The following is a 26,300-nucleotide window of genomic DNA, read 5'->3' on the forward strand; positions in this document are numbered from 1 at the left end:
CACCAGAAATCACAGGTACAACTGAACCAGGAACAACAGTAAATGTCGTTGTTAAAGACAAAGACGGTCAAGTTGTTGCAGAAGGTCCAGCGACAGTTACAGGTGACACATGGACATATACACCATCAGTTGAATTGGCAGATGGCGAATATGACGTAGTTGCAAAAGCAACAGATCAAGCAGGTAACACAGGTGAATCTCAGCCAGAGAGCTTCGAGGTTGACACAGTAGCGCCTGAATTAACCATCGATGAGCTTAAGCCAACAAACGATACCACTCCTGAAATTACTGGTAAAACAGAACCAGGAGCGATAGTTGATGTTGTGATCAAAGACAAAGACGGTGAAATTGTCTCTGAAGGTAAAGCAGAAGTTGATCCAGAAGGTAACTGGACGTATACACCGACTGAAGAATTACCAGAAGGTCATTACGATATTGAAGTAACTCCGACTGATAAAGCGGGTAACAAAGGTGATACTTCTAAAGAACAGTTAGAAGTTGATACAACACCTCCTTCTGACATTACTATTGATCCAATTGGTGGTGATGATTTCGAATCGAATGATCCTCAACCGGAAATTACAGGAACAGGTGAGAAAGGTTCGCTAGTGGATATCGTGATCACTGGTCCAGATGGCTTCGAAGAGAAGGCAACTGTTGAAGTTGGAGAAGATGGTAAATGGTCGTATAAGCCAGAAGCTGAGTTGGAAGAAGGTGACTACAAAATCGAAGCTACTCCTAAGGATGAAGCTGGAAACGTAGGTAATCCAACTGAACAAGATTTTGTAATCGACTTGACACCACCAGATATCGATATTGATCCGTGGGAAGATGATAATGATCCTTGGTTAGATATCGATCCTTGGGATGATGAAGAAGCTGCATGGGATGTGAGTGAAGCTGCATCTGTACAGGCAGTATCATTAGCTGCTGAGCCTCAAATTGCTGCATTCTCTGCTTTCGCTGCACGCTCATTATTTGTAGCTGAACCAGTAGTAAAAGCAGCTCAAGTAACGGCGGTTGATCCATCATTAAACTACACTAACAATCCGCAACGAACTTTTGGTGGTAAAACTCAGAATAATCCATCACAAGTTAATGTTGAAATTAAGGATCAAAATGGTGTAGTGGTTTCCAGTGGTCTTGCAATATTGACAGCTGATCGATGGTCTTATAAGCCTTCTGAGCCTTTAGCCGATGGTGTATATGTATTGGAAGCTGTACCAGGAGATAAAGCAGGCAATAGTGGTGCTAAAGTTACTCAAAAGTTTGCAGTGGATACACTTTCACCTGATTTGTCAGTTGAAGAGTTATATCCTACAAACGATACTACTCCAGCAATTTCTGGTTCAACTGAACAATATTCTAAAGTTCAAGTCGTGATCAAAGATAAGAATGGAAATACTGTTGTAGATGCACCAGCTTCTGTAGATAGCTCAGGCAATTGGACATTTACACCGCCAAGAGATTTAGCGGATGGAAATTACACAGTTGAAGTAACATCTACTGATTTAGCTAAGAACAAAAAAACTGAAACTCAGCAATTAACAGTTGATACTCAAGCTCCTGATGCTGTGATTATTAATCCAATTACAGATCCAAGTGACTTGAAACCAGTATTAACAGGTAAAGCTGAAGCGAATACTACTGTCGAATTAGTGATTAAGGACTCTACAGGTCGAATTATTGATTCTGCACTTGTTCCTGCTGATCAAAATGGTAATTGGACATATCCAATCAACAATAATTTACCAGAAGGTACAATTATCGTTGAAGCTAAAGCGATTGATGAAGCTGGAAATATCGGTCCTTCATCAAGCATCGGCTTCGATTTGGATGTAACTCCTCCAGATGCTCCAACGGCAACATTTAATGCAGATGGTTCATTAGTAACAGGTACTGCACAAGCTTTATCAACTGTTAAAGTAAAAGATGCAAACAACAACGTGATTGGTACAACCACTGCGGATAGCAATGGAAACTACTCAATTAAGTTGATACCAAGTTTGAATGATGGACAAAATGTATCTGTGACCGCTTCTGATGTAGCGGGTGAATCTGCACCACGTCAAGTGACTGCTCCAAACATTCCGTTGGATGCCATTGATAATGTTGCTAAAGCTGGTATCGAGTACGAGTATCCTGTTACAGAGAAATTCATTAAAGATGCGATTTCGTACAACTGGTTAATTGGTTTCCTTGGTATCACGCTTGGTAAAACAAGTGGTGCTACAGAGTTTACAATCGGTGCTAACAAAACTGCTGACGTACAACTTCAAGTGAAGTCTGCTTCTTGGAAAACACTGTTTGACACTGTGAAAGTTAATCTGTACAAACAAGACAGTTCTGGTAAGTGGGTACTTATCGCTAATGATAAATCGTCAGGTTTATTCGACTTTATTGGTATCTTTGGTGAAGTTGCACATATTAATTTAGATGGTTTATCAGCTGGTAAATATCGTATTGAAATGAGTAACTCGAACCTTGCTTCTTTACCAGGTTATGTACAGACTAACTTGCTCATTAAAGAAACTGATACAAGTACAACGCCTGTAGTGAAGTCAATCACTGAAGCGAAGGGTAATGTGATTACTGATCTTGATCCTGTACATGGTAAAGATCTTGTAGTTGCCGGTGCTGTTGTGAAAGCTGTAAATGGTGTTGCGATTAATGGTGCAACGACGATCAAAGGTGAGTTTGGTACATTAACAATCGATGCAAACGGTACATACGCTTACAAACCAAATGCAAACCTTAATGCGATTGGTAAAACGGATGTATTTAAATACACGATTACTGATCCTCTAACTGGTAAGTCTGATACAGCTCAATTAGTACTTCAAATTGATTCTAAATCAGGTTCACCATTGGCTTGGAGCAAATTCACACCAGAAGCAAACGCGAATGATGCTGATGCATTGGCGAATGAAACAGCAGGTAAGTTTAATTCTACTTACTTGAATGAAACAGTTTCTGCTAAAGGTTTGGATAAGTTGATCTTTAATGTGTTAAATGACAACAGCCATAACGGTGGTAACGGCGTTGACACAATCAATGACTTCCAATTAGGCAGCAATGTGAAGATTGATGTTTCTGAGTTGTTATCTGATAGTGCAACTGCTCAAAACATTGATAAATTCATCTTTGTCGAGAAAGACGGAAACAATACGAAGTTAAGTATTGATCGTGATGGCGCAGGTACAACTTATAACAAGGTTGACCTAATTACTTTCAACAATACTGATGTTTCCCTTCAAGACTTGTTGAACAAAAACCATTTGTTGTTCTAATAGACTAATGTAAATAAGAGGAACTTCGGTTCCTCTTTTTTTATTCTTGAATTAAAAAAAATGGGTCATTTAAAATGTCCCATTCATTGTCTATAACTTATTTGAGTAGATTAAGAAAATTTAAATAATGTTGTACGAGGATTTGTTCTTGTTCCAATATTGGTGTATGACCTACACCTTTTAAGATGATAGGCTCTTGAGCATTTTTCAGTAATCCTTTCAGTTCAGCTGCAGCTTCTACATTAATAATTTGATCACGATCTCCCCAAAAGATGAGTGTTGGTTGATCGATTGAGCGAGCCGCTAGCGCAAATGTTTCAGGTGTAAATGATTTGGACATGAGAATAAGTTGCTCAACGAGTTTCGTGTTATTCGTAACATTGGATATCATGAGCTTTTCTTGTTCGACTTTCAGTTCGTTTGGTATAAATGGAGGTTGCTGCGTAGCAATTTTAAATAACCGATCAAAATCTCCAGGTTTAGAAACGATAAAATTTTTGAGTAAATTTGGGTCTTTTAAGTAAGGGGTATTGGCAGATTTAAATACACCTGCACTGTTAATGAGTAGTAATGATTTAGTATCGATTGGATACTGCGCCGCATAAAGTAATGCTACAGCTCCGCCCATGGAGTGACCGGCAACATTTAGATTTTGATCAACATGAATGGCTTCTGCAAAGCGACGTAATTTTTCTGTCAGATTAGGAATTGAATAATCAAAATCTGCAGCTACTTTACTATCACCTTGTCCAGGTAAATCAGGGATAATGACGTGATAATGTGGTGTCAGATAGCGAGCGACTCGGTTCCAATTATCCCGACTGCCTGCAAGACCATGCACAAGCATAAGTACTGGTTTGCCTTTGGTTCCACCTTCACTGTAAGCCCAATCGATGTCGGAGACTTTAATGCGCTTGGTATTCAGTCCAGCCCAAGCACGTTCTTGTTGTAAAATATTTTGTATATTTATACTGCTTGGCGCGGCTTGAGTTGTCGATGTAATAGAGATTGTACCGACTGCAATTGAAGCAGCAAGTAAGTGTGAAAATATCCTTTTCATTGTATTTCTCTGTGTATTGTTATTGTGCAAATTTAGATTAAGTGAGTCTGTTATGAAATGCATTTGCTCAAATCAATCATCCGATAAACTATAGGTCAATTATTGATGAATCGATCAGCATCAGCGGAAATGGCACAGATGATCTTAGCCACAGTATCACAAATTCCTTATGGGAAAGTAGCCAGTTATGGTCAAATTGCTGCGATGTCCGGACTGCCTAAACATGCACGTTTGGTTGGTCGTGTGTTGAATCAATTAGATGTGAGTAGCGATTTGCCTTGGCATCGTGTCATTAATGCACAAGGTAAAATTAGTCATCAGCGTTTGGATGATCAAGGTTTTAATTGCCAGCAAGCTAGATTGCTTGAAGAGGGAGTTGTGTTTAACAATGGCAAAATAGATTTCAAGATTTTTGGATGGTTCGAGTAGCTCCGTATGATGGTATACGGAGCTATCAGATATTATTGCTTCACGACAAAAACAGGTACATTGACTTCAGTGATGAGGCTTTGTGCGACACTGCCCATAATTAATTTCTTGAATCCTGAGCGACCGTGCGAGCTGATAACAATAAGATCAATATTAAGCTCATCAATCGCTTTCATTATGGTGCGGTGAATACTTTCTCCTTCGAGTATTTTAGTCTCTACATCTATTCCATATTCATTAAACTTTGTTTTAGCTTGAGCAAGGTTGTCTTCAATAAATTTTCGTGCTCGTTCAATTAAAAGATTTGACTGCCCATCTGAGAGATATTCGGCTGCGATATAGGGATCGAGTGTCATCACTTGAACAACAGTAATTTTGCTATTAAATGCTTTAGCCAATTCAACAGCATGCTGAACGACGTTGAGTGCTACTTCTGAACCATCCACTGGAACGAGGATATTTTGATAATTCATGTTGTTCTCCTTTTTTAACCGTTATTAAAATAGTTCAAAATAAAGTTGAAAAATTATGCTTTCGTATTGATCATATACTGCTTTTTTTATTAATAAAACCAAGTGGATTTGTTGGAATTTTTTTAAACATGTATTTAAGATTGGTTAAATTATTTGATAACTATATCTTTATTTATTTTTATATATACTATTTCATCAATTCTATATTCTGGTATAAGTTCCTCAGAACAAATATTAATTAAATTAAATGATAAATTTTTGTAAAATTGTATGCATCTCGATTTTTGGTGCATTATTAACATCTCATCTCTATGCAAATTATATAATCTCTGCACAATCGTTTGCGGAAATTCCAAGTTCTGAGAGTTTGGTCAACTCAATTTGTCAAAAAAACGAATTGAAATGTCGAGCACAAGACACAAAATTATATCGTGTGAAGAATATGAAGGATTCATATTACTATCTAATTGATTCTTCTCCCAAACTAGTCAAATTTCAAAAAATGGGTGAACACTATATTGAACTTAATCGTTGGGATTTTAAGGATTATAGACATTCACATCAAAGTTTTAGCGTAGACGATGAGTTTCAAAGCTCAGGAATCAAAATTTATCCAGCCCTTTATCCATTAAGTCAAAATGATCTGGCAATTGCTATCATTGATGATAGGTTTTTAAGCTACTCAGGTGGAGGGAGAACAGAGCAGTATGCGGACTTTGTTCAATTGAATCATAAAGGAAAATATAGATTAGCAGTAGCAGATCAACTTTTTTATGCTTCTGAAAGGATTCGTGCATGTTTTTCAGAACATGATTATAAGACTTCAGCACATTGTTACGATGAGTCTGGAACTGTTCTAAATATTCATTTTAAACGTGGTGATCAAAAATATTATCATTGGACTCTTAATTACACTGATTATATTTGGCCTGCTCACGAATCTGAAAAAAATCGAAAAGTAGTGAAATATTCAAAAAAAATATTGCCATTTAATGATCTAAATTAAAAAAATAATCTGAAATTGAATTAACATTACCCGTCTGCAACTGTTCACGCATTTTTAAAAACTGCTTTTCATCTAAATCATAGAGCTTAAGGGAAAGCAATTTTTTAATATCTTCTTCAGGGAAACGGTATTTAAGAATTTTGGCAGGTACACCACCGACAACAGCATAAGGTGGTACGTCTTTGGTGACGACAGCACCAGTTGCCACCACTGCGCCTTCACCAAGTTTTACCCCTTGCATAATCATGGCACGACTACCAATCCAACACCCATCACCAATGACAGTATCGCCAGCAGGCACAAAACTACGCGTATCAAAAGGAAATGATGAAATCCACTCGGTACGGTGTAACTGATTTCCACCCATCATGATGACACACTCAGCGCCAAAACAGACAAAATTGCCAATATAAAGCTGATCGATGGGTTTTTCTGGTGTCGAAGCTTTGTCATGTAGATAACGCACTACACAACGCTCAAAACCTTGATCCCAATAGGCTGAGTAATAACTGTAATTGCCTTTAATATGAATATTCGGATTTTTGACTGTTTTAGAGATAAATTCGAATTCGCACCAGTGATTGACAGGGGAGTTGATCAGCTTTTCAGACATGTTGAAATAAAAGGAGAAGATTTTAGGGCATTATATACCAATTAAAACTTACATCCTGAATGAAAACTTTTATATTCATTGAGCATTAGAAGAATGGAAAAGCTATGTTTGTTGAAACAGAATTTAGAGAAGATAGACCTGAAGAAATATATAGAATAATTAAGGAGTATCCTCTTGCATCTTTGGTCGCACAGACCCAAACAGGGTTAATTGCTGAACATATCCCGCTCATATTAGTAGATGAACAAACATTGAGAGGACATGTTTCATTGCAGAATACACTATTCAATCATTCGATTTTGAATAATCAAATACTATGCATCTTTAAAGCAGAGGATGCTTATATTTCACCGAATTATTATCCTTCAAAATTTGAAGATCACAAAAAAGTACCTACTTGGAATTATCAAGTCGTACACATTAATGGTGAAATTCAGTTTTATCATGATCAGAAAACTAAACTTGCAGTATTAGGTCAACTCACCCAACAACATGAACGTATCACGAATGGTAAAAATGCTTGGAAAATGGCAGATGTACCTAAAGATTTCTTGATGGAAATGCTCAACCATTTTGTTGTATTTGAAATTAAAATTGAAAGAATCATCGCTAAATCAAAACTAAGTCAAAATAGAGAGGAAAAAGATTTTCGTAATGTTATTACGAAGCTTCATGAAGCTGGAAAAGTGCATCTAGCAAAAACAATGAATCAATTAAAAAGAGTATAAAAAAACCCCTCATCAGAGGGGTTTATAGCCTAAAAGATCAAGAATTAGAGATATTCTACGCTCACAATTTCGTATTCAACTTCACCTTGAGGTGTCGTAATTTTAACTTCATCGCCTTCATTTTTACCCAAAAGACCACGCGCGATAGGAGAATTCACAGATATTTTGTTAATTTTAAAATCTGCTTCGTCGTCACCAACAATTTGATACGTTTTACGTTCTTCAGTATCCAAATTTTCAATTGTGACAGTCACGCCAAAAACAACGCGTCCATTTTGCTCAAGTTCTTTAACGTCAATCACTTGTGCAGCACCCAATTTTCCTTCGATATCTTGGATACGGCCTTCACAGAAACCTTGTTGCTCACGTGCAGCGTGGTATTCCGCGTTTTCTTTAAGATCTCCGTGTTCACGCGCTTCAGCAATCGCTGCTGTAATACGAGGACGATCTACAGTTTTAAGTTGGTGTAATTCTTTCTCAAGCGCTTCTTTGCCTTGAGGTGTCATAGGATAACGTTGCATAGTTGTCCCTCAAAAAAGTAAGTATGAAAAAATACTAAGTCTATAAATGAAAAAAAGCCCGCCACCAAGAGGTGACGGGACTTCTTGGTAGTGTATTAACCTACTGTTTGTAAGTCTTGCAAACGATATACATCCATTGGCAATTTGATTGCTAAAGCTTGGCAAACTGCATCTGCACCATTAAGGGTAGTCGTATGATAGACCTTACCTTGAAGTGCAGAACGGCGGATTGAGAACGAATCCTGCTGAGCTTGTTTACCTTCTGTTGTATTGATAATGAGGTGTATTTCGCCATTTTTCAAGCGGTCCACAATATTTGGACGACCTTCAGTCACTTTATTTACACGTTCACATTCAATACCAGCCGCTTTGATGACATCGTAAGTGCCACCAGTAGCAAGAATTTTGAAACCAAAGCCAGTAAGTTGTTTTGCAATACCTGCTGCACGTGGTTTATCAGAATCACGTACAGAGATGAACGCATGTTTAACTTCACCTTCCGTTGGAAGACCTGGTAAACGCTCATTTGCACCTAATACAGCTTTATAGAACGCTTCACCAAATGTTTTACCAACGCCCATTACTTCACCTGTAGATTTCATCTCAGGCCCAAGGATTGGATCAACTCCAGGGAACTTGTTGAATGGGAACACTGCTTCTTTAACAGAGAAGTGCTCAGGGATAATCTCAGTCGTGAATCCTTGAGACTCTAAAGATTGACCCGCCATACAACGTGCAGCGACTTTCGCTAAAGACTCACCGATACATTTAGAAACGAATGGCACTGTACGTGATGCACGTGGGTTCACTTCTAAAATGTAAACGTCTTCGCCTTTAACAGCAAACTGTACGTTCATTAAACCAACAACACCAAGCTCTTTAGCCATCGCGATAGTTTGACGGCGCATTTCGTCCTGAATCTCTTTAGAAAGAGAGTAAGGAGGGATCGAACATGCAGAGTCACCTGAGTGGATACCTGCTTGTTCGATGTGCTGCATGATACCGCCGATCACCACATCTTTACCGTCAGATACGCAGTCTACGTCAACTTCGATCGCGTCGTCTAGGAAGCGGTCAAGAAGAACAGGGGCATCGTTAGAAGCTTGAACAGCATCACGTAAGTAGCGACGTAACTCTTCATCGTTGTATACGATTTCCATCGCGCGACCACCAAGTACATATGATGGACGTACTACAAGTGGATAGCCAACTTTCGCTGCTTCAGCCATACCTTCTTCAGCAGATTTTACAATGCTGTTGTTTGGTTGACGAAGTTGCAGACGTTGAATCATTTGTTGGAAACGTTCACGGTCTTCTGCACGGTCAATCGCATCAGGAGATGTACCAATAATTGGTGCACCAGCTTCTTCTAAAGCACGTGCCAATTTAAGTGGTGTTTGACCACCGTACTGTACGATGATGCCTTTTGGCTTCTCAATACGTACGATTTCTAACACATCTTCAAGTGTAATTGGTTCGAAGTACAGGCGATCAGATGTGTCATAGTCAGTAGAAACCGTTTCTGGGTTACAGTTCACCATGATTGTTTCATAACCGTCTTCACGCATTGCAAGCGCCGCGTGTACACAGCAGTAATCGAATTCGATACCTTGACCAATACGGTTAGGACCACCACCGATCACCATGATCTTGTCTTTGCTAGACGGGTTTGATTCACATTCGTCATCGTAAGTTGAATACATATACGCTGTGTCTGATTCAAACTCAGCAGCACAAGTATCTACACGTTTGTAAACTGGGGTTACGCCCAAGTTCCAACGATGTTTACGGAATTGTTTTTGTGAAATACCCATCAAGTTCGCAATGCGAAGGTCAGATAAACCTTTACGTTTAAATGAACGGATGTTGTCCGCATTTAGATCGCCAAAACCTAAAGTTTTGATTTGGTTTTCTGTTTTGATGATGTCTTCGATTTGGATCAAGAACCATTTGTCGATCTTAGTCGCTTGGAATACATCTTCTAATGTAAAGCCGTGACGGAATGCATCAGCAACATACCAAATACGCTCAGGACCCGGAACACGAAGTTCTTGTAAGATTTTCTCACGCGCGCCTTCAGCACCCACTTCGATTTTTTCATCAAAGCCAGTTGCACCCACTTCAAGACCACGAAGTGCTTTGTTCATAGACTCTTGGAAGTTACGACCAATCGCCATCACTTCACCAACAGATTTCATCTGTGTAGTTAAAGTTGCGTCAGCTTGTGGGAATTTCTCAAAGTTGAAACGTGGAACTTTAGTGACAACGTAGTCAATCGCAGGTTCGAAAGATGCTGGAGTTGTACCGCCAGTGATGTCGTTTTTAAGCTCATCAAGGGTATAACCAACCGCTAATTTTGCAGCGATTTTCGCAATAGGGAAACCAGTTGCTTTTGAAGCCAATGCAGAAGAACGAGATACACGTGGGTTCATCTCGATCACAACCATACGGCCAGTATTTGGACAAATACCAAACTGTACGTTAGAACCACCTGTTTCTACACCAATCTCACGCAACACTGCTAAAGATGCATTACGCATTAACTGATATTCTTTATCTGTTAATGTTTGTGCAGGTGCAACAGTGATTGAGTCACCTGTGTGTACGCCCATTGGGTCAAAGTTTTCAATCGAACATACGATGATACAGTTGTCGTTTTTGTCACGAACAACTTCCATCTCATATTCTTTCCAACCAATTAAAGATTCATCGATCAATAATTGTTTGGTCGGAGAAAGATCGAAACCGCGTTCACAGATTTCAAGGAATTCTTCTTTGTTGTATGCGATACCACCGCCTGAACCACCCATGGTGAATGATGGACGGATAATCACTGGGAAGCCGAAACGTGCTTGAATTTCTAGAGCTTCTTCCATCGATTCAGCGATTGCTGCTTTTGGACATTCAAGACCAATTTTACGCATTGCTTGATCGAAAAGTTTACGGTCTTCCGCTTTTTCGATCGCTTCTTTCGTTGCACCAATCAATTCAACATTGAATTTTTCTAAAATGCCATGCTCATCAAGGGCAAGGGCACAGTTCAATGCAGTCTGACCACCCATTGTTGGAAGAACTGCGTCTGGGCGTTCTTTCTCAATGATCGCTGCAACTGTTTGCCAAGTGATTGGCTCGACATACGTTGCATCTGCCATTGCAGGGTCAGTCATGATCGTTGCAGGGTTAGAGTTTACCAGAATTACACGGTAACCTTCTTCACGTAATGCTTTACATGCTTGTGCACCTGAGTAGTCAAACTCACACGCCTGACCGATAACAATTGGACCAGCACCAATAATTAAGATGCTTTTAATATCCGTACGCTTTGGCATTATTTGCTCCTCAATTACTTCTTAGATGCTTCAATAAGTTCGATGAAATGATCGAACAATGGTGCGCAGTCATGTGGACCTGGGCTTGCTTCTGGGTGACCTTGGAAACTAAACGCAGGCTTATCTGTACGATGAATCCCTTGAAGAGTTTGATCGAACAATGATTTGTGCGTCGCTTTAAGGTTTGCAGGTAATGTTTCTGCATCCACTGCGAAGCCATGGTTTTGAGAAGTAATCATCACTGTACCATCTTCGATGTTTTGTACAGGATGGTTCGCACCATGGTGACCATGAGGCATTTTCACCGTTTTAGCGCCAGAAGCGAGAGCAAGAATTTGGTGACCCAAGCAAATACCAAATACAGGTACGTTACGAGCATCTTCAACAATTGTTTTTACAGCTTCAATTGCATAGTCACATGCTGCAGGATCGCCAGGACCATTCGATAAGAATACGCCATCTGGATTTAGAGCAAGAACTTTTTCAGCAGGAGTTTGTGCAGGTACAACAGTTAATTTACAACCGCGGTCTGCGAGCATACGTAAGATGTTGGTTTTGACACCGTAATCATATGCGACAACATGAAATTTTGCTTCTGGTTGGGAGAAACCTTGACCTAATTTCCAAGAACCTTCAGTCCATTCGAAACCGTTTGGATCACAGCATTCTTTCGCAAGGTCTAAACCATTCAGACCGCCGAATGCACGAGCTTTTTCTAAAGCTTCTTCTTCTGTAATATTTTCACCAGCTAAGATACAACCGTTTTGTGCACCTTTAGCACGTAAAATACGTGTCAGTTTACGTGTATCAATGTCAGCGATAGCGACAACATTGTGAGATTTTAAGTATTCGCCTAAAGATTGCGTAGATCGGAAGTTGCTGTGCAATAAAGGTAGGTCACGAATGATCAATCCGTTTGCCCATACTTTATGAATTCGACCTGACTCAGCGTCTTCATCATTACAACCTGTGTTACCAATGTGTGGATAGGTAAGCGTAACAAGCTGTTGTGCATAACTTGGGTCAGTCAAAATTTCTTGATAGCCAGTCATGGCAGTGTTGAAAACGACTTCACCAGTCGTACTACCCGATGCACCGATTGACGTTCCTTTAAAGATCGTACCATCGGCAAGGGCTAAAATTGCTGGGGTGCTCAAACCAAAGCTCCTGAAATTTAGGCTGTAAAAAAGCGAGTAGACGAAAAAAAAGGAAGGCTACTTTAAAACCCACCCTCCTTACATCTGCTCGCTTGAACTTAACACGGCATTATACGCAAACACCTTGATAAAGTCCACGTAAATAAACCTGAATTCGTCAGATATATACCTTGTAATTTGTTTAAAAGTCTGCTTTTTAAACTTTGGACAAAAGTCTAAGAATGTAAGAATTATTTAATAATTCAAAAGTTAAGTTTTATCACGATGTATCAAAATTTATGTAGACTTACAATTAATAAGCTAAGTTTATGAAACAGAATAACAAAGCTTCCAAAAAGCTGATTTGTTAAATAGAACAAATGTTGAAGTTGCTCCAAATGCTTCCTAAAAGTTCGAACAAAGTACTGATTAGGTCAATTTACCAGTATTTTAGAAAGGACTGATTAAATATGGAAAATAGAGGTAAATATTGAATTGCTTGTTAAAAGCGTTGGTTCAATTATTCAAAGATGAAATTGGTAGTTAGCATGCTGGGTTTTAAAAATTAAACCGAGATCGAATTTAAAGAGATTTGACGCTACTTCGGTGTTTGTGAAGAAATATTTAAGAGCAGATTTGGCTGTTCAAGTGATTAAGGACAATTTTGAAATTAGAAATGAATAACAGGAATTACAAATATAACTAGATATAACACGTTGAGATCAGCTGTATAAAACTTAACTCTAAAAGAGGTCGGAAGAGTCTACAACTATAGAACTTAAATATTGGGGTAAAAAATAGTGAGATTAAATCTCACTATTTTTTTTATAACTGATGCAACCAATCGCGCTTGTTATGGAAGTCAGCTTCAGGACTACTATGCTGCATCGCATAATAATGTTTAGCTTGCGATGTGTTTAATACAGCGGATAAGCCAATAAAAATATCCTGCCATTTCAATTTATGTTTTAACATAAACTCCGTTAGATCAAGGCTCACATTTAAACCATAGTGCGTCTTTTTGAGTGAATTCAGTTCTATGTCATAAGCTGCTTGAGGTGGCATATCTTCAGGGTAACGATACTCTTCAAATTGATACGCTTGCCAAGCTTGAGAAGGGGAGAGATTGACTTCACGATAAAAGTCCTGATCTTTCACCCCAATGAAAATTTCAAAGCAGGTTTCTTCCCAAAGAAAATCTCGTCGTGGATGACCAGCTACAATTTCCGGATAAACTAAGTATTGATTTGGGTCACGTAACCAATAGCCCACATTTAGTGTGTATGGACTCGCTTGTTCAATTGCACCAACCAAGGAGATATCAAAGTAACGGTCAAAAGAATTTAGTTCGTAACTTGCCATTCAATGCAACTCAAATTAATTAGAAAGATGTGCGTGGCGAACAAGATTCGAAAGTTTAGGATTTTGTTTTGCCGCTTTCTTATATAAAAGTGCAATCTTTCCAATGGTTTGAACAACCTCTGCACCAGTAACTTCGGCGATTTCAGTAATGACTGCTGCACGAGCATCACGATCTTCACCGCCAATTTTTACTTTAATTAACTCATGATCATTTAAAGCACGTTGAGTTTCTTCAATGACATTTTCAGTTAAACCTTGACCACCTAACATTACCACTGGGTTAAGTGCATGTCCGATTTGACGCAAACGTTTGCGTTCCTGAATTGATAAAGCCGCCATAAAGATAACCTAATTTTAAAAACGACTTAGTATAGCAAATCAAGAGATCAAACGCTTATGTTTCTCAGAAATAATCGATCAACTTAAATCAAAAAAACATAAACGATAATCTTGAATTAGATACAGATGAATACTGCAAGGGGGATAAAATTCACGTACAATAAAAAGTTAGAAGATTACGTGTATTTAAAGAGTTATGGCAACACGCATTACCAATCAGAAGTTATCCAAAAGTAGTCGTGCGTGGATGAGAGAGCATTTAGATGACCCGTTTGTGAAAAAAGCACAAAAGGAAGGTTATCGTGCGCGTGCTGCATATAAATTGCTTGAAATCCAAGAGAAATACAAAATCATTAAACCTGGTATGACTGTCGTGGACCTTGGTGCTGCACCTGGTAGTTGGTCCCAAATCGCCGGAAAATTAGTGGGTGATAAAGGTTTAGTGATTGCATCAGATATTTTGGAAATGGATGCACTTCCAGATGTGACGTTCCTGCAAGGAGACTTTCGAGAAGAGGAAGTTTTCGAAAAATTGTTAAATATTTTAAATGGACGAACTGTAGACGTTGTAATTTCAGATATGGCCCCCAATACATCAGGTAATAAGGCCGTTGATCAACCTCGACAAATTTATTTGTGTGAACTTGCATTAGACTTTGCCAATAAAGTTTTAGGTCCGAAAGGACAGTTTGTTGTCAAAGTTTTCCAAGGAACTGGTTTTGACGAATTCCGTAAGGAAGTTGTAGACAGTTTTGAAGTATTAAAAACTGCAAAGCCTGCTGCTTCGCGTGCTCGTTCGAAGGAAGTTTTTTTAATTGGACAGGGCCGTAAAAAGAAATCGCAATAAAGTGACTTGCCAAGTCGCTAAAAAATGTGCATTTTGTACCTTTTGAATATTTTATTGCGAAATTGATTTACTCGCTTTTTGTTAAAGGTCACCCAATTTTGGGCATGATCAAATTAGATTGATATGGGAATAAAGCTTTGAGCGATCTCTTTAAGAATGCCGTTTTATGGCTTGTTATACTTGGTGTGCTGATATTAATTTTCAGCAACATTAGTGACCGTGATAAGCCTGCTGCATTGAACTATTCAGAATTTGTTGCAGCGGTTAATGCTGGTCAAATTAAACAAGTTACCATTGACGGTGAACGAATTAGTGGCGAAAAAGTAAATGGTTCTCCATTTGAGAGTATTCGTCCTGCGGTTCAAGATCCTGAGTTAATGCCGAATCTCATCAAAAATAATGTCGTTGTTGAGGGCACTGCTCCGCAACGTCAAGGTTTATTGATGCAGCTTTTGATCGCAAGCTTTCCAGTACTTTTAATCATTTTGTTATTCATGTTCTTTATGCGCAACATGGGTGGCGGTGCTGGTGGTAAAAACGGCCCGATGAGTTTTGGTAAGTCAAAAGCAAAAATGCTTTCAGAAGACCAAATCAAAGTCACTTTCACAGATGTTGCGGGTTGTGACGAAGCGAAACAAGAAGTCGTTGAAATTGTGGATTTCTTGAAAGATCCAACAAAGTTTAAGCGTCTTGGTGCGAGCATTCCTCGTGGTGTCCTGATGGTAGGTCCACCGGGCACAGGTAAAACTTTACTTGCGAAAGCGATTGCTGGAGAGGCTAAGGTTCCATTCTTTAGTATCTCAGGTTCGGACTTTGTTGAAATGTTCGTTGGTGTTGGTGCATCACGTGTACGTGATATGTTTGAGCAAGCGAAACGCCATGCGCCGTGTATCATTTTCATTGATGAGATTGATGCGGTGGGTCGTCATCGTGGTTCAGGTACTGGTGGTGGTCACGATGAGCGCGAACAAACCTTGAACCAGATGTTGGTGGAAATGGATGGTTTCGAAGGTAATGAAGGTATCATCGTTATTGCTGCGACTAACCGTGCTGACGTTCTAGATAAAGCTTTACTTCGTCCGGGACGTTTCGACCGTCAAGTGATGGTTGGACTTCCAGATATTAAAGGTCGTGAGCAAATCCTGAATGTGCATTTGAAAAAATTACCTTCAGTGACTGGTGTGGATGTCAAAGTATTGGCACGTGGTACTCCAGGGTTCTCTGGTGCGCAATTGGCAAACTTAGTCAATGAAGCTGCGTTATTTGCTGCACGTCGTAATAAAAATACGGTCGATATGCATGACTTTGAAGATGCAAAAGATAAGCTTTATATGGGGCCAGAGCGTAAATCAATGGTTCTTCGTGAAGAAGAGCGTCGCGCAACGGCTTATCATGAAGCAGGTCATGCGATTGTAGCTGAAATGCTTCCAGGCACAGACCCAGTACATAAAGTCACGATTATGCCACGTGGTTGGGCATTAGGTGTAACTTGGCAGCTTCCAGAGTTTGATCAAACCAGTCATTACAAAGACAAAATGTTGAATGAGCTTTCTATTCTGTTTGGTGGTCGTATTGCAGAAGAAATTTTCATTAATCAGATGTCAACTGGGGCTTCTAACGACTTTGAACGTGCAACAAAAATGGCGCGTGCAATGGTGACTAAGTACGGTATGTCTGACAAGATGGGTGTCATGGTTTATGAAGAAGATGCTCAACAGTCATTTATGGGTAGTCTAGGTGGTCGTACTATTTCTGAAACGACTCAACTTGAAGTTGATCGTGAAATTCGCCGTATCCTAGATGAGCAGTACAAAGTTGCACGTGATATCTTAGAAAATAATAAAGATATTGCCCATGCGATGGTAAAAGCTTTGCTTGAGTGGGAAACGATTGATCGTGATCAAATCCGTGACATTATGGAAGGTCGTGAACCTCAACCACCTAAGGTATATGTGGCTGAGAATCCAATCGTAGATGTAACCCCTACAGATGGTCCTTCAACGCCTCCACCGTTACCTGCAAGCTAAAATGAAGGAGCCTCTTATGAGGCTCTTTTTTTTGTGTTGAAATTATCCCTCATGTTTAAATTTTACTTGATATCATGTGAATGGATTTTCTAGGGACATCAATATGCAACTTATCTCTTTACCTAATCAGATTCTTAAATGTGGTGCATTGGAACTTGATTTGTCAAAGCCTCATGTAATGGGTGTGTTAAATGTAACGCCAGATTCGTTTAGTGATGGTGGTAAACACAATAGTGTAGAGGCGGCACTAGAGAGAGGAAAGCAAATGATTGCTGAAGGGGCGAGTGTTATTGATGTAGGTGGTGAGTCAACTCGCCCTGGCGCATCTGCTGTTGATGTTCAGGATGAAGTAGATCGTGTAGTTCCGGTTGTTGAAGCGTTGTCAAAATTGAATGTAGTGATCTCAATCGACACTTCTCAACCAGAAGTGATTAAAAAGGCGGTTAAAGCTGGAGCGCATATTTGGAATGATGTCAGAGCATTAACAAAGCCACATGCTTTAGAAACAGCTGCGGAATTAGATATTCCAGTCATTATCATGCATATGCGTGGTGAGCCAACCACAATGAACCAGTTGGATCAATATGATGATATTACTTTAGATGTGATTTCAGAATTGCAAACTCGATTAGATGCAGCATTAAATGCGGGAATTAAACCTGAAAATATCATGATTGATCCGGGTTTCGGATTTGCAAAAAATGCACATCAAAACCTGAAATTATTAAAAGAGTTGTATAAATTAAATGAGTTGGGATATCCAATACTTTCTGCATTATCTCGCAAGCGATTTATTGGTGAAGCTTTAGGTGGTGTACCTGCCCATGAACGTGCAGTGGGTTCGGTGACGGGGCATCTGTTAAGCATACAGCAAGGAGCATGTATGGTCAGAGCACATGATGTAAAAGAAATGGTGCAAGCTATACAAATTTGGACAGCAATGAATAGTGTCAGTTAAATTAAAGGGTGATTTAAGGCAGTTAAAATCATCAATGAAAATATTGGCTTAGTTATACTTTGACTCAAAGTGAGATTTACTCCTCGTTTTTATTGTTGGTTTAATGTCTAGCTTGTGTTATATAAGCTCGGTTTTTGTTAATGCTATTACTTGAGCTTTAATATGTTGAATGATGTACTTCTCCCGATGTTCGACGATGAATATTATCCTGATATTCTCGTGGCTGAAATTCAGCAACTCATTGAAAAATTCTCAAAGAAGGTATCTAAGGTGAATTCCGATGCTGAGATTTATCAAATCGCCAATGATATTGTGGCGGAAATTAATGAGATGAAACCTCAGTTCGAAGATCTTGACTCTTCTCTTGATGATGCAGCAGCAGACTATATTGCTGAGGCAATGATGATGGTCGTTCAGGAAGAGGGATTCTTAGATATCGAAATGGAAGAACTTGTTTCAAATAGAGAGTGGTAAATCGCTCTCTATTTTTTTTGTGTTGTTATTGTTGTGACTAAACACTAGGCATAAAAAAACCAGCTTACGCTGGGTTCTTTATTTACACCATTATTCTCTATTAGAAGAATGGTGCCCGAGGCCAGACTCGAACTGGCACGCTTTGAGGGCGGGGGATTTTAAATCCCCTGTGTCTACCGATTTCACCACTCGGGCATGTGCGCAATAATAGAGGACACTTTTAAGCTTGGCAAGAGAAAATCGTATTATTTGCTTTCTTTTCAATCAACTTGCATTGATTAGGTTAAAAATTATAACTTTGGGGGCGATGGTCTAAGATATTTGGACATTAAATTGTCATCTGATTGCAATTTTAACTTCATAAATATGGTTTAAGTTCGAAGTTAAAATAACTCGCCAATTCATAAATAAAATGAAAAATAAAATCTCAAGACGCGCATTAATTAAAAACTCATTGGCTGGATTTGGTGCGATTTCACTGCCTGTTTCGATTACAGCATGTAATGGCGATGGTCAAACCAGCAATGAGCATAAAGTTGAATTTTTGCATGGAGTGGCGAGCGGAGATCCATTACAGGATCGAATAATTCTTTGGTCGCGCATAACACCTACAGATGTGACGGCAACATATGAGTTAGATTGGGAAATTGCACTTGATGAGAATTTTTCAAATATTGTTCAGATGGGGAAAATCAAGACTTCTGCTGCTAAAGACTTTTGCTTGAAAGTCGATGTACTTAATTTGAGTGCCGATACTCGCTATTATTACCGATTTAAATATGGGCAGATACATTCTCCAATTGGTCGTACGAAGACCTTAGCAACCAAGTCCAATGCGGTTAACTTTGCCGTATGCTCATGCTCAAATTATCCTGCTGGTTATTTTTATGTGTACCGTGAAATTGCGAAGCAGGACGTGGATGCTGTGCTGCATCTGGGTGACTATATTTACGAATATGGCAAAGATGGGTATGCAGCTGAACAAGCCGAAAAGCTTGGTAGAACACTCGATGTGGATAATCAAAACGAGATTTACCGTCTAGAAGATTATCGAAAACGTTATGCAAAATATAGAACAGATCCTGATTTACAAGCGGTTCATCAACGTCATCCATTTATTCTGATTTGGGATGATCATGAGCTGACAAATGATGCATGGAGAGCTGGTGCGCAGAATCATCAACCTGATTTAGAGGGAGATTTCGTAGCACGAAGAACAGCAGCCCTAACCGCTTATTTTGAGTGGATGCCAATCCGCGAAAAAAGCAATAACGATATTCTTCATATTTATCGTCAGTTTAATTTTGGTGATTTAGTTCAACTTAATATGCTAGATACACGTATGTTGGCACGAGATGAGCAACTGGCTTTTGCTTCATTTATGGATGGTGAAAATCTAAATGTTGAGCAATTTAGAGCGGCATTAATGAATGAGCAGCGACAGCTAATAGGGATAGATCAGTTAAATTGGTTGGCGAATAGTCTTCAGAGTTCTCGTGCAATATGGAATGTATTGGGTCAGCAAGTATTGATGGCGAAAATGTTGGTACCTGCTGAAGTATTGCAAATATTAAATGTTGCCAAAAGTGGAATGGTAGATGACAACTTTTTAATAGAAGCTCAAAAACGTCTGATGGTGTTGGTCGCGATTAAATTGCGTTATAAAAATAGTGACCCGAGCTTAACTGACGCTGAATTATCAAGAATCCTAACCGTGATTCCTTATAATTTAGACGCTTGGGATGGTTATTATGCTGAGCGTGAGCGTGTTTATGCTTTGTATGAGCAGTATCAGAAGAAAGTTGTTGTGTTGGCTGGAGATACCCATAATGCGTGGGAGTCTGCATTACATCAACAAAATGGTGAGAAGGTGGGGATTGAATTAGCAACAAGTTCAGTTTCTTCACCAGGTATGGAGAAATATCTCAATTTACCTGAGAACTTAATGCAACAATTTGAACAAGTGTTTATCCAATTGATTGATGAATTAAGATTTTGTAATTTGAATCAACGAGGCTATTTAAAATTGAGCTTTGATTCTACGCAATTGAGTGCAGATTGGTTGTTTTTAACAGATATTCATTCACAGAAGTATCAAGTTGATCAACTCAGATTGCACTCAACAACGTATGATACCAATTTGAATATAATTAAAGTAATGCAGCAAGCAAGTTGATCGTAGCGCTACATGATGCTATCGATATATTTTTCTATATCGGTATGCTTGTAGCGCATACACAATTTGTTTTCATAGTTCATCAAATGAACATAAAGTTGCGCATTTTTTTGTTTTTGTTCAATCAATAATTGATGCTGCTTTGAGTTTTTGGATGAAAAGATTAGTTTTAAGTAAAGCTTAAAATTTTGTTTATAACTCCAGAAAGCCACTCTACGAATTTCTTGAATGTAGTAATAGTTTTCTTTAGAAGTATTTTCTCGGAATAAATTCTCTTTATAAAATTTAACGAAACCAAAATTCATAGCGAAATAAAACAAAATTCCCTGTAAGAACCAACTTTCCATAAAAGCGATATTTAAACTTTGTAAAAGAATGAGGATGGTCAGTTTGAATGGGGTATTTTTAAGTTGCTGGTAAGTTGAGATGCTACTATGCTTGATCTGTTTGAGGATGATTGGCGTAATCAGCATAAAAAATAACATGATACACAACACAGCACTCCCGCCAGATTGAAAGCCTTCTAAAAAAACAATGTGTTGTTTAAGCAAAAGGGTTAACAAATATGAGCAAGGGAGGAAAATCATTAATGCAAGTGCAAGCGGGATCAGTTCTTTACGCTCATCTAGAATCCCTTTGGTCTTTAACTGACTATAGAGCAAGAAGTTTTTTTTAAACGCTTGAGGATATTGTTGTTTTAGTTCTTGAAGATATTGAGCAACTAGCTGATTTTGATTCATTTGAATATGAAATTCTGAAGATGAGTGATTATAGCAGATGAGTTTAAAGAAAATGCAGACATAAAAAAACCAGCTTACGCTGGGTTCTTTATTTACACCATTATTCTCTATTAGAAGAATGGTGCCCGAGGCCAGACTCGAACTGGCACGCTTTGTGGGCGGGGGATTTTAAATCCCCTGTGTCTACCGATTTCACCACTCGGGCTTAACAAGATGGAGGCGGAGGTCGGAATCGAACCGGCGTACACGGAGTTGCAGTCCGCTGCATGACCACTCTGCCACCCCGCCATGTCTTGTTGATGCGTATATTAACAAGCTCTGAAAAAAAAACAATAGTGCTTTTATTCGTATGTGCAGAAAAACAGCATATAACGGAAATTATTTAAAATATTCATGTAGAATGTGCGAAATTGATTCATATCAACACTTGGGAGATGTGCCGTGGCATTAGTTTTAGATGGTCGTGCATTGGCAAAACAAATTGAGGCTGATTTGTTAACTCGCGTAGAAGCGTTAAAAGCAAAATCAGGACGTACTCCAATTCTTGCGACGATTTTAGTAGGTGACGATGGTGCATCTGCAACTTATGTGCGTATGAAGGGTAATGCATGCCGCCGTGTTGGTATGGATTCACTTAAAGTTGAACTACCAAAAGAAACGACGACAGAACAATTGCTTGCTGAAATTGAAAAACTCAATGCAAATCCTGATGTTCACGGTATTCTTTTACAACATCCAGTACCTGCGCAAATTGATGAGCGAGCGTGTTTTGATGCGATCTCACTTGAAAAAGATGTGGATGGTGTTACTTGCCTTGGTTATGGTCGTATGGCAATGGGTGAAGCGGCTTACGGTTCTGCGACACCTGCAGGTATTATGACGATTCTGAAAGAAAACAACATCGAAATCGCAGGTAAGCATGCGGTTGTTGTAGGTCGTTCTGCAATTTTGGGTAAACCAATGGCAGCTATGCTTCTCGAGGCGAATGCTACTGTAACGATTTGTCACTCTCGAACACAAAACCTTGCTAGCTTTGTGAAGCAAGCGGATATCATTGTGGGTGCAGTAGGTAAAGCTGAATTGATTCAAAAAGATTGGATTAAACCTGGTGCAGTAGTTGTTGATGCTGGTTTCCATCCACGTGATGGCGGTGGTGTGGGCGATATTCAACTTGTTGGTATTGAAGACATTGCTTCAGCTTACACACCAGTACCGGGTGGTGTAGGTCCAATGACAATCACAACGTTGATTCGTCAAACAGTTGAAGCAGCTGAAAAAGCTTTAGGTTAATATTATTATCTCCCTCTCTTGCGCCGTATACGGCTCAGGGAGAGGGTTGGGGTGAGGGTATTGAGTTAGATAAATCCTCTCGTTAACCCTCTCCTTTAAAAGGAGAGGGAATTCTCTTTATTAATTTAGGTTTCGTATTTGAAACTCAAATTTTGTATATTTAAAAATAAAATCCAATGAGCTGTACTTTCCAATTTCCTAAAGCGCCTGAACATTTACTAAAAGCCTTACATGATGTGATTCCAGGTTGTGAACTTCATGCACAGCAATTGCCTGATACACCAATTTCACTTTGGCTCATTCCACCTGTTTTTCCAACCGATAAGCTAGATGATGAAGTTATTCGTCGTATATGGAATGATACGCCATATTGGATTTTCTGTTGGGCATCAGGTTTAGCAATGGCACAATGGTTATTGGCTGAACCGCATCATGTGAAAAACAAAGTGGTTTTAGACTTTGGCGCAGGTTCAGGCGTAGTCGCGATTGCAGCGAAAATGGCAGGGGCAAAGCGTGTCATTTGCTGTGATATCGACCAAGTTAGTTTGGATGCGTGTCGTGCCAATGCTGAATTGAATGATGTTGAGCTCGAATATTTGGATGACTTATATAAAGCTGAGCAGGTTGATATCTTGTTGGCGGCTGATGTGTTGTATGACCAGTGCAATCGTTTCTTCTTAGATGAGTTTTTAAAATTTGCACCTGAGGTGTGGGTGGCGGATAGTCGTGTAAAAAACTTTAGTCATCCGAAGTATGAAAAGCTTGATGAACGCAGTGCAACGACATGGCCAGACTTGGATGAATCACCTGAATTTAGAAATGTCAGTTTTTATAAGACACTCAATGAAGTACATTGAGTGTCCTAAGTTTAGAGTGTGCAGTTAAAGCGAACGACTTGTAAGAGGCTAGGCTTAGTTTCTAAAGAAAGACGTGTATTGTAGTCTTCATTGCTGTATAGGCTTTGAGTGTTTGAGAGTCCGAATGATGTTCGTGATTGACCAATTTGAACCTGTTGAGTTTCTTGAGTTTTATAATTGGGATTAGCAATTTCATTTACACTCAAAATGGTGGTTTTATATTGTTGAGTGTGCCCTAGAACTTGTTGGCAAGTACGTTGTAATTTGTGTTCATCAATATTTTGGTTGGCGCGTGCAGAGAGGGTATACGAAATAGTGGCAGAATTCTCTGATTTATTTTCAATTTGATATCCTGTAGCTCCATTGTGCTGTAGCGGAACAGATTGACAGGCTGTAAGCATAACTGCGATTAAACAAGAGCCAATCATTTCTATTTTTTTCATTATTTGATCCTAATAAGCTGTTTAAATCAGTATGCCATAAGTGTGACAACTTATTGGTACTAATAAACGTTACTAAATACACTTTATTCAGTTTGTTTGAAGTAAAAAAAAGGTCACCGAAGTGACCTTTTTTCTCATCATGCTTAAGCAGATTTAACCGCTTCTAAAAGCTCAGCTTGACGTTTTTTCAACGCTTCTGGTAAACGATCACCAAGTTTGTTAAATAATTCAGTATGGCTTTCAAGTTCTTTGATCCATTGCTCTTTGTCTTGAGAAGTCACAAGGTCAAATTGCTCTTTCGTAAAGTCTGAACCAGTCCAGTTCAACTGTTCGTAAGTTGGAACACGACCAATTGGAGTTTCAACAGCGTCAGCACGACCTTCACAGCGATCGATAATCCACTCAAGAACACGCATGTTTTGACCGAAACCAGGCCATACAAAGTTGCCTTCAGCATCACGACGGAACCAGTTCACGTTGTAAATACCAGGAAGCTTGTTACCAGCAGCTGCAGCTTTCTCACCAACTTTCTCACCCATTTCTAACCAATGTGTGAAGTAGTCAGCCATGTTGTAGCCAGCAAATGGAAGCATCGCAAATGGATCGCGACGAACAATACCTTGTTGACCAACAGCAGCAGCAGTTGTTTCAGAACCCATCGTTGCAGCTTTATAAACACCGTCAACCCAGTCAAATGCTTCTGAAATTAGAGGCACTGTGTCCGCACGGCGACCACCAAAGATGAACGCAGAGATTGGAACACCTGCTGGATTTTCCCAGTCAGCATCAATAGAAGGGCATTGACCAGCTGAAACTGTGAAACGCGCATTTGGATGAGCTGCTTTTTCTTCACCAGTATGTGGTTGACCTTTCCAGTTAGTTAGGTTGGCAGGTGCTTCTTTAGAAAGACCTTCCCACCATACTTCACCGTTGTCAGTCACGGCAACGTTTGTATAGATCACGTCTTTATGAAGCGTAGCCATACAGTTCGGGTTCGTCTTTGTATTTGTGCCAGGAGCTACACCGAAGAAACCTGCTTCAGGATTGATTGCATATAAGCGACCATCTTCACCTGGTTTGATCCAAGCAATATCGTCACCTACAGTTTCAATCTTCCAGCCTTCATAACCTGCTGGTGGAATTAACATTGCAAAGTTTGTTTTACCACAAGCAGATGGGAATGCAGCTGCGATGTAGTGTTTTTCACCTTGTGGATTTGTCACACCAAGGATGAGCATGTGTTCAGCTAACCAGCCTTGCTGACGACCCATGAATGATGCGATACGTAATGCTAAGCATTTTTTACCAAGCAATGCGTTACCACCATAACCAGAACCAAATGACCAAATTTCACGAGTTTCTGGATAATGAACGATGTATTTTTCTTTGTTGCAAGGCCAAGCAACGTCTTTTTGACCTTCTTCCAATGGTGCACCTACAGTGTGTACACATGGAACAAATTCGCCATCAGTGCCTAGAACGTCATAAACAGCTTTACCCATGCGAGCCATTTTAGACATGCTGACTGCAACATAAGGAGAGTCAGTAAGTTCGATACCAATGTGAGCAATATGAGAACCTAAAGGTCCCATAGAGAAAGGTACAACGTACAAAGTACGACCTTTCATAGAACCGTCAAATAAACCGTTTAATTTTTCACGCATAACCGCTGGAGCTTCCCAGTTGTTAGTTGCGCCAGCATCTTCTTTGTTTTCAGAGCAGATAAAAGTACGGTCTTCAACACGAGCAACGTCAGAAGGATCAGAGTTTGCAAGATATGAACCAGGGTGCTTTTCTTGGTTAAGCGCTTGCATTGTGCCGTTAGCGATCATCAAGTCGATATAACGTTGATATTCTTCTGCGCTACCGTCACACCATTCAATTTTTGCTGGTTTTGTTAGTTTAGCAATCTCTTCCACCCAAGCAATAAGCTTAGGGTGACGAACGAATTCTGGTGCGTTCACTTGGGTCATGGTGAGGCCTATATCAAAAGTGTACAATGTGGTGTACAAATAATATCTAGATGCTGGTTTGCAGACTCTAGATTCAGTATGAAAAAAAAGTGGCTGTATTAAAGCATATTTTCTTAAAAAAAATAAGACCAAAGGCTTAAATAGTGCTTAAGACTTGTTTGGTGTTAAGTTTATGTAATTATTTGATATTTTTTTAAAAAATGAGTAATTTCTTATTCATTTCTAAATT

Annotated in this window: 22 protein-coding genes and 3 tRNA genes; 11 read left to right on the forward strand and 14 right to left on the reverse strand. The window is 39.3% G+C overall.

Annotated elements, in window-relative coordinates:
- Window positions 1–3,290 (forward strand): BapA/Bap/LapF family large adhesin (locus tag AC1M83_RS00005; RefSeq protein WP_481589669.1); only part of this gene is annotated, 3,290 nt, incomplete at its 5' end.
- 97 nt (window positions 3,291–3,387) lie between these two features.
- Here the strand turns inward: AC1M83_RS00005 and AC1M83_RS00010 are convergent.
- Complete coding sequence (locus tag AC1M83_RS00010) at window positions 3,388–4,350, reverse strand: alpha/beta fold hydrolase (RefSeq protein WP_481589670.1); 963 nt, start codon at window positions 4,348–4,350, stop codon at window positions 3,388–3,390.
- A gap of 105 nt (window positions 4,351–4,455) precedes the next feature.
- Here AC1M83_RS00010 and AC1M83_RS00015 point away from each other — a divergent pair, with 105 nt between their 5' ends.
- Window positions 4,456–4,779, forward strand: coding sequence for an MGMT family protein (locus tag AC1M83_RS00015; RefSeq protein ID WP_257219892.1), 324 nt, complete (start codon window positions 4,456–4,458; stop codon window positions 4,777–4,779).
- Window positions 4,780–4,811: 32 nt separating this feature from the next.
- On the opposite strand, the gene AC1M83_RS00020 is transcribed toward AC1M83_RS00015, so the two are convergent.
- Window positions 4,812–5,252: a universal stress protein gene (locus AC1M83_RS00020; RefSeq protein ID WP_481589671.1), complete on the reverse strand. Its 441-nt coding sequence runs from the start codon at window positions 5,250–5,252 to the stop codon at window positions 4,812–4,814.
- Window positions 5,253–5,694: 442 nt separating this feature from the next.
- On the opposite strand from AC1M83_RS00020, the gene AC1M83_RS00025 reads away from it, so the two are divergent.
- Complete coding sequence (locus tag AC1M83_RS00025) at window positions 5,695–6,258, forward strand: hypothetical protein (protein ID WP_481589672.1); 564 nt, start codon at window positions 5,695–5,697, stop codon at window positions 6,256–6,258.
- On the opposite strand, the gene AC1M83_RS00030 is transcribed toward AC1M83_RS00025, so the two are convergent.
- Window positions 6,242–6,871, reverse strand: coding sequence for a CatB-related O-acetyltransferase (locus tag AC1M83_RS00030; RefSeq protein ID WP_481589673.1), 630 nt, complete (start codon window positions 6,869–6,871; stop codon window positions 6,242–6,244). The genes AC1M83_RS00025 and AC1M83_RS00030 overlap by 17 nt on opposite strands.
- Window positions 6,872–6,975: 104 nt before the next feature.
- On the opposite strand from AC1M83_RS00030, the gene AC1M83_RS00035 reads away from it, so the two are divergent.
- Window positions 6,976–7,599, forward strand: coding sequence for an FMN-binding negative transcriptional regulator (locus AC1M83_RS00035; protein WP_481589674.1), 624 nt, complete (start codon window positions 6,976–6,978; stop codon window positions 7,597–7,599).
- 44 nt (window positions 7,600–7,643) lie between these two features.
- On the opposite strand, the gene greA is transcribed toward AC1M83_RS00035, so the two are convergent.
- The 5 genes from greA to yhbY form a co-directional block, all read right to left on the reverse strand.
- Entirely contained in the window at window positions 7,644–8,120 is a 477-nt protein-coding gene (greA, locus tag AC1M83_RS00040) for a transcription elongation factor GreA (RefSeq protein WP_035266896.1), read from the reverse strand.
- A 95-nt stretch (window positions 8,121–8,215) separates the two neighbouring features.
- A complete protein-coding gene (gene carB / locus AC1M83_RS00045) occupies window positions 8,216–11,449 on the reverse strand; it encodes a carbamoyl-phosphate synthase large subunit (protein WP_481589675.1) in 3,234 nt (1,077 codons plus the stop codon).
- 14 nt (window positions 11,450–11,463) lie between these two features.
- The gene (gene carA, locus AC1M83_RS00050) at window positions 11,464–12,606 is read right to left on the reverse strand and encodes a glutamine-hydrolyzing carbamoyl-phosphate synthase small subunit (RefSeq protein ID WP_035266900.1); all 1,143 of its coding nucleotides are present in this window, start codon (window positions 12,604–12,606) and stop codon (window positions 11,464–11,466) included.
- 804 nt (window positions 12,607–13,410) lie between these two features.
- Complete coding sequence (locus tag AC1M83_RS00055; protein ID WP_481589676.1) at window positions 13,411–13,947, reverse strand: DOMON-like domain-containing protein; 537 nt, start codon at window positions 13,945–13,947, stop codon at window positions 13,411–13,413.
- Window positions 13,948–13,962: 15 nt separating this feature from the next.
- Window positions 13,963–14,286, reverse strand: coding sequence for a ribosome assembly RNA-binding protein YhbY (gene yhbY, locus AC1M83_RS00060; protein ID WP_035266903.1), 324 nt, complete (start codon window positions 14,284–14,286; stop codon window positions 13,963–13,965).
- A 196-nt stretch (window positions 14,287–14,482) separates the two neighbouring features.
- Between yhbY and rlmE the strand changes: the two genes are divergently transcribed.
- The 4 genes from rlmE (at window position 14,483) to AC1M83_RS00080 (ending at window position 18,592) form a co-directional block, all read left to right on the forward strand.
- Window positions 14,483–15,133: a 23S rRNA (uridine(2552)-2'-O)-methyltransferase RlmE gene (gene rlmE, locus AC1M83_RS00065; RefSeq protein ID WP_035266905.1), complete on the forward strand. Its 651-nt coding sequence runs from the start codon at window positions 14,483–14,485 to the stop codon at window positions 15,131–15,133.
- A gap of 137 nt (window positions 15,134–15,270) precedes the next feature.
- Window positions 15,271–17,160: an ATP-dependent zinc metalloprotease FtsH gene (gene ftsH / locus AC1M83_RS00070; RefSeq protein WP_035266907.1), complete on the forward strand. Its 1,890-nt coding sequence runs from the start codon at window positions 15,271–15,273 to the stop codon at window positions 17,158–17,160.
- Window positions 17,161–17,263: 103 nt separating this feature from the next.
- Entirely contained in the window at window positions 17,264–18,118 is an 855-nt protein-coding gene (folP, locus tag AC1M83_RS00075; protein ID WP_481589677.1) for a dihydropteroate synthase, read from the forward strand.
- Between the two features lie 162 nt (window positions 18,119–18,280).
- Window positions 18,281–18,592 (forward strand): DUF5713 family protein, encoded by a 312-nt coding sequence (locus AC1M83_RS00080; protein ID WP_035266912.1) that lies wholly within the window; start codon window positions 18,281–18,283, stop codon window positions 18,590–18,592.
- 109 nt (window positions 18,593–18,701) lie between these two features.
- On the opposite strand, the gene AC1M83_RS00085 is transcribed toward AC1M83_RS00080, so the two are convergent.
- Window positions 18,702–18,787 (reverse strand) — tRNA-Leu (locus AC1M83_RS00085).
- A gap of 217 nt (window positions 18,788–19,004) precedes the next feature.
- Between AC1M83_RS00085 and AC1M83_RS00090 the strand changes: the two genes are divergently transcribed.
- Window positions 19,005–20,768: an alkaline phosphatase D family protein gene (locus tag AC1M83_RS00090; RefSeq protein WP_481589678.1), complete on the forward strand. Its 1,764-nt coding sequence runs from the start codon at window positions 19,005–19,007 to the stop codon at window positions 20,766–20,768.
- Between the two features lie 8 nt (window positions 20,769–20,776).
- Here the strand turns inward: AC1M83_RS00090 and AC1M83_RS00095 are convergent, their stop codons facing one another.
- The 3 genes from AC1M83_RS00095 to AC1M83_RS00105 all read right to left on the reverse strand — a co-directional run bounded on the left by AC1M83_RS00095 (window position 20,777) and on the right by AC1M83_RS00105 (window position 21,796).
- Complete coding sequence (locus AC1M83_RS00095) at window positions 20,777–21,508, reverse strand: hypothetical protein (protein WP_481589679.1); 732 nt, start codon at window positions 21,506–21,508, stop codon at window positions 20,777–20,779.
- 119 nt (window positions 21,509–21,627) lie between these two features.
- Window positions 21,628–21,713, reverse strand: a tRNA-Leu gene (locus AC1M83_RS00100).
- 9 nt (window positions 21,714–21,722) lie between these two features.
- Window positions 21,723–21,796 (reverse strand) — tRNA-Cys (locus AC1M83_RS00105).
- Window positions 21,797–21,949: 153 nt separating this feature from the next.
- Here AC1M83_RS00105 and folD point away from each other — a divergent pair.
- On the forward strand, window positions 21,950–22,798 hold the full coding sequence (gene folD / locus AC1M83_RS00110; protein WP_481588548.1) for a bifunctional methylenetetrahydrofolate dehydrogenase/methenyltetrahydrofolate cyclohydrolase FolD: 849 nt from the start codon (window positions 21,950–21,952) through the stop codon (window positions 22,796–22,798).
- A gap of 176 nt (window positions 22,799–22,974) precedes the next feature.
- Window positions 22,975–23,655, forward strand: a complete 681-nt coding sequence (locus AC1M83_RS00115) for a class I SAM-dependent methyltransferase (RefSeq protein ID WP_481589680.1) — start codon at window positions 22,975–22,977, stop codon at window positions 23,653–23,655.
- A gap of 11 nt (window positions 23,656–23,666) precedes the next feature.
- Here the strand turns inward: AC1M83_RS00115 and AC1M83_RS00120 are convergent, their stop codons facing one another.
- Entirely contained in the window at window positions 23,667–24,098 is a 432-nt protein-coding gene (locus AC1M83_RS00120) for a hypothetical protein (protein ID WP_481589681.1), read from the reverse strand.
- Between the two features lie 143 nt (window positions 24,099–24,241).
- Window positions 24,242–26,071, reverse strand: a complete 1,830-nt coding sequence (locus tag AC1M83_RS00125; RefSeq protein ID WP_481588545.1) for a phosphoenolpyruvate carboxykinase (GTP) — start codon at window positions 26,069–26,071, stop codon at window positions 24,242–24,244.
- Window positions 26,072–26,300: the final 229 nt, after the last annotated feature.

This window comes from Acinetobacter sp. 25-47-130 (assembly GCF_056779705.1).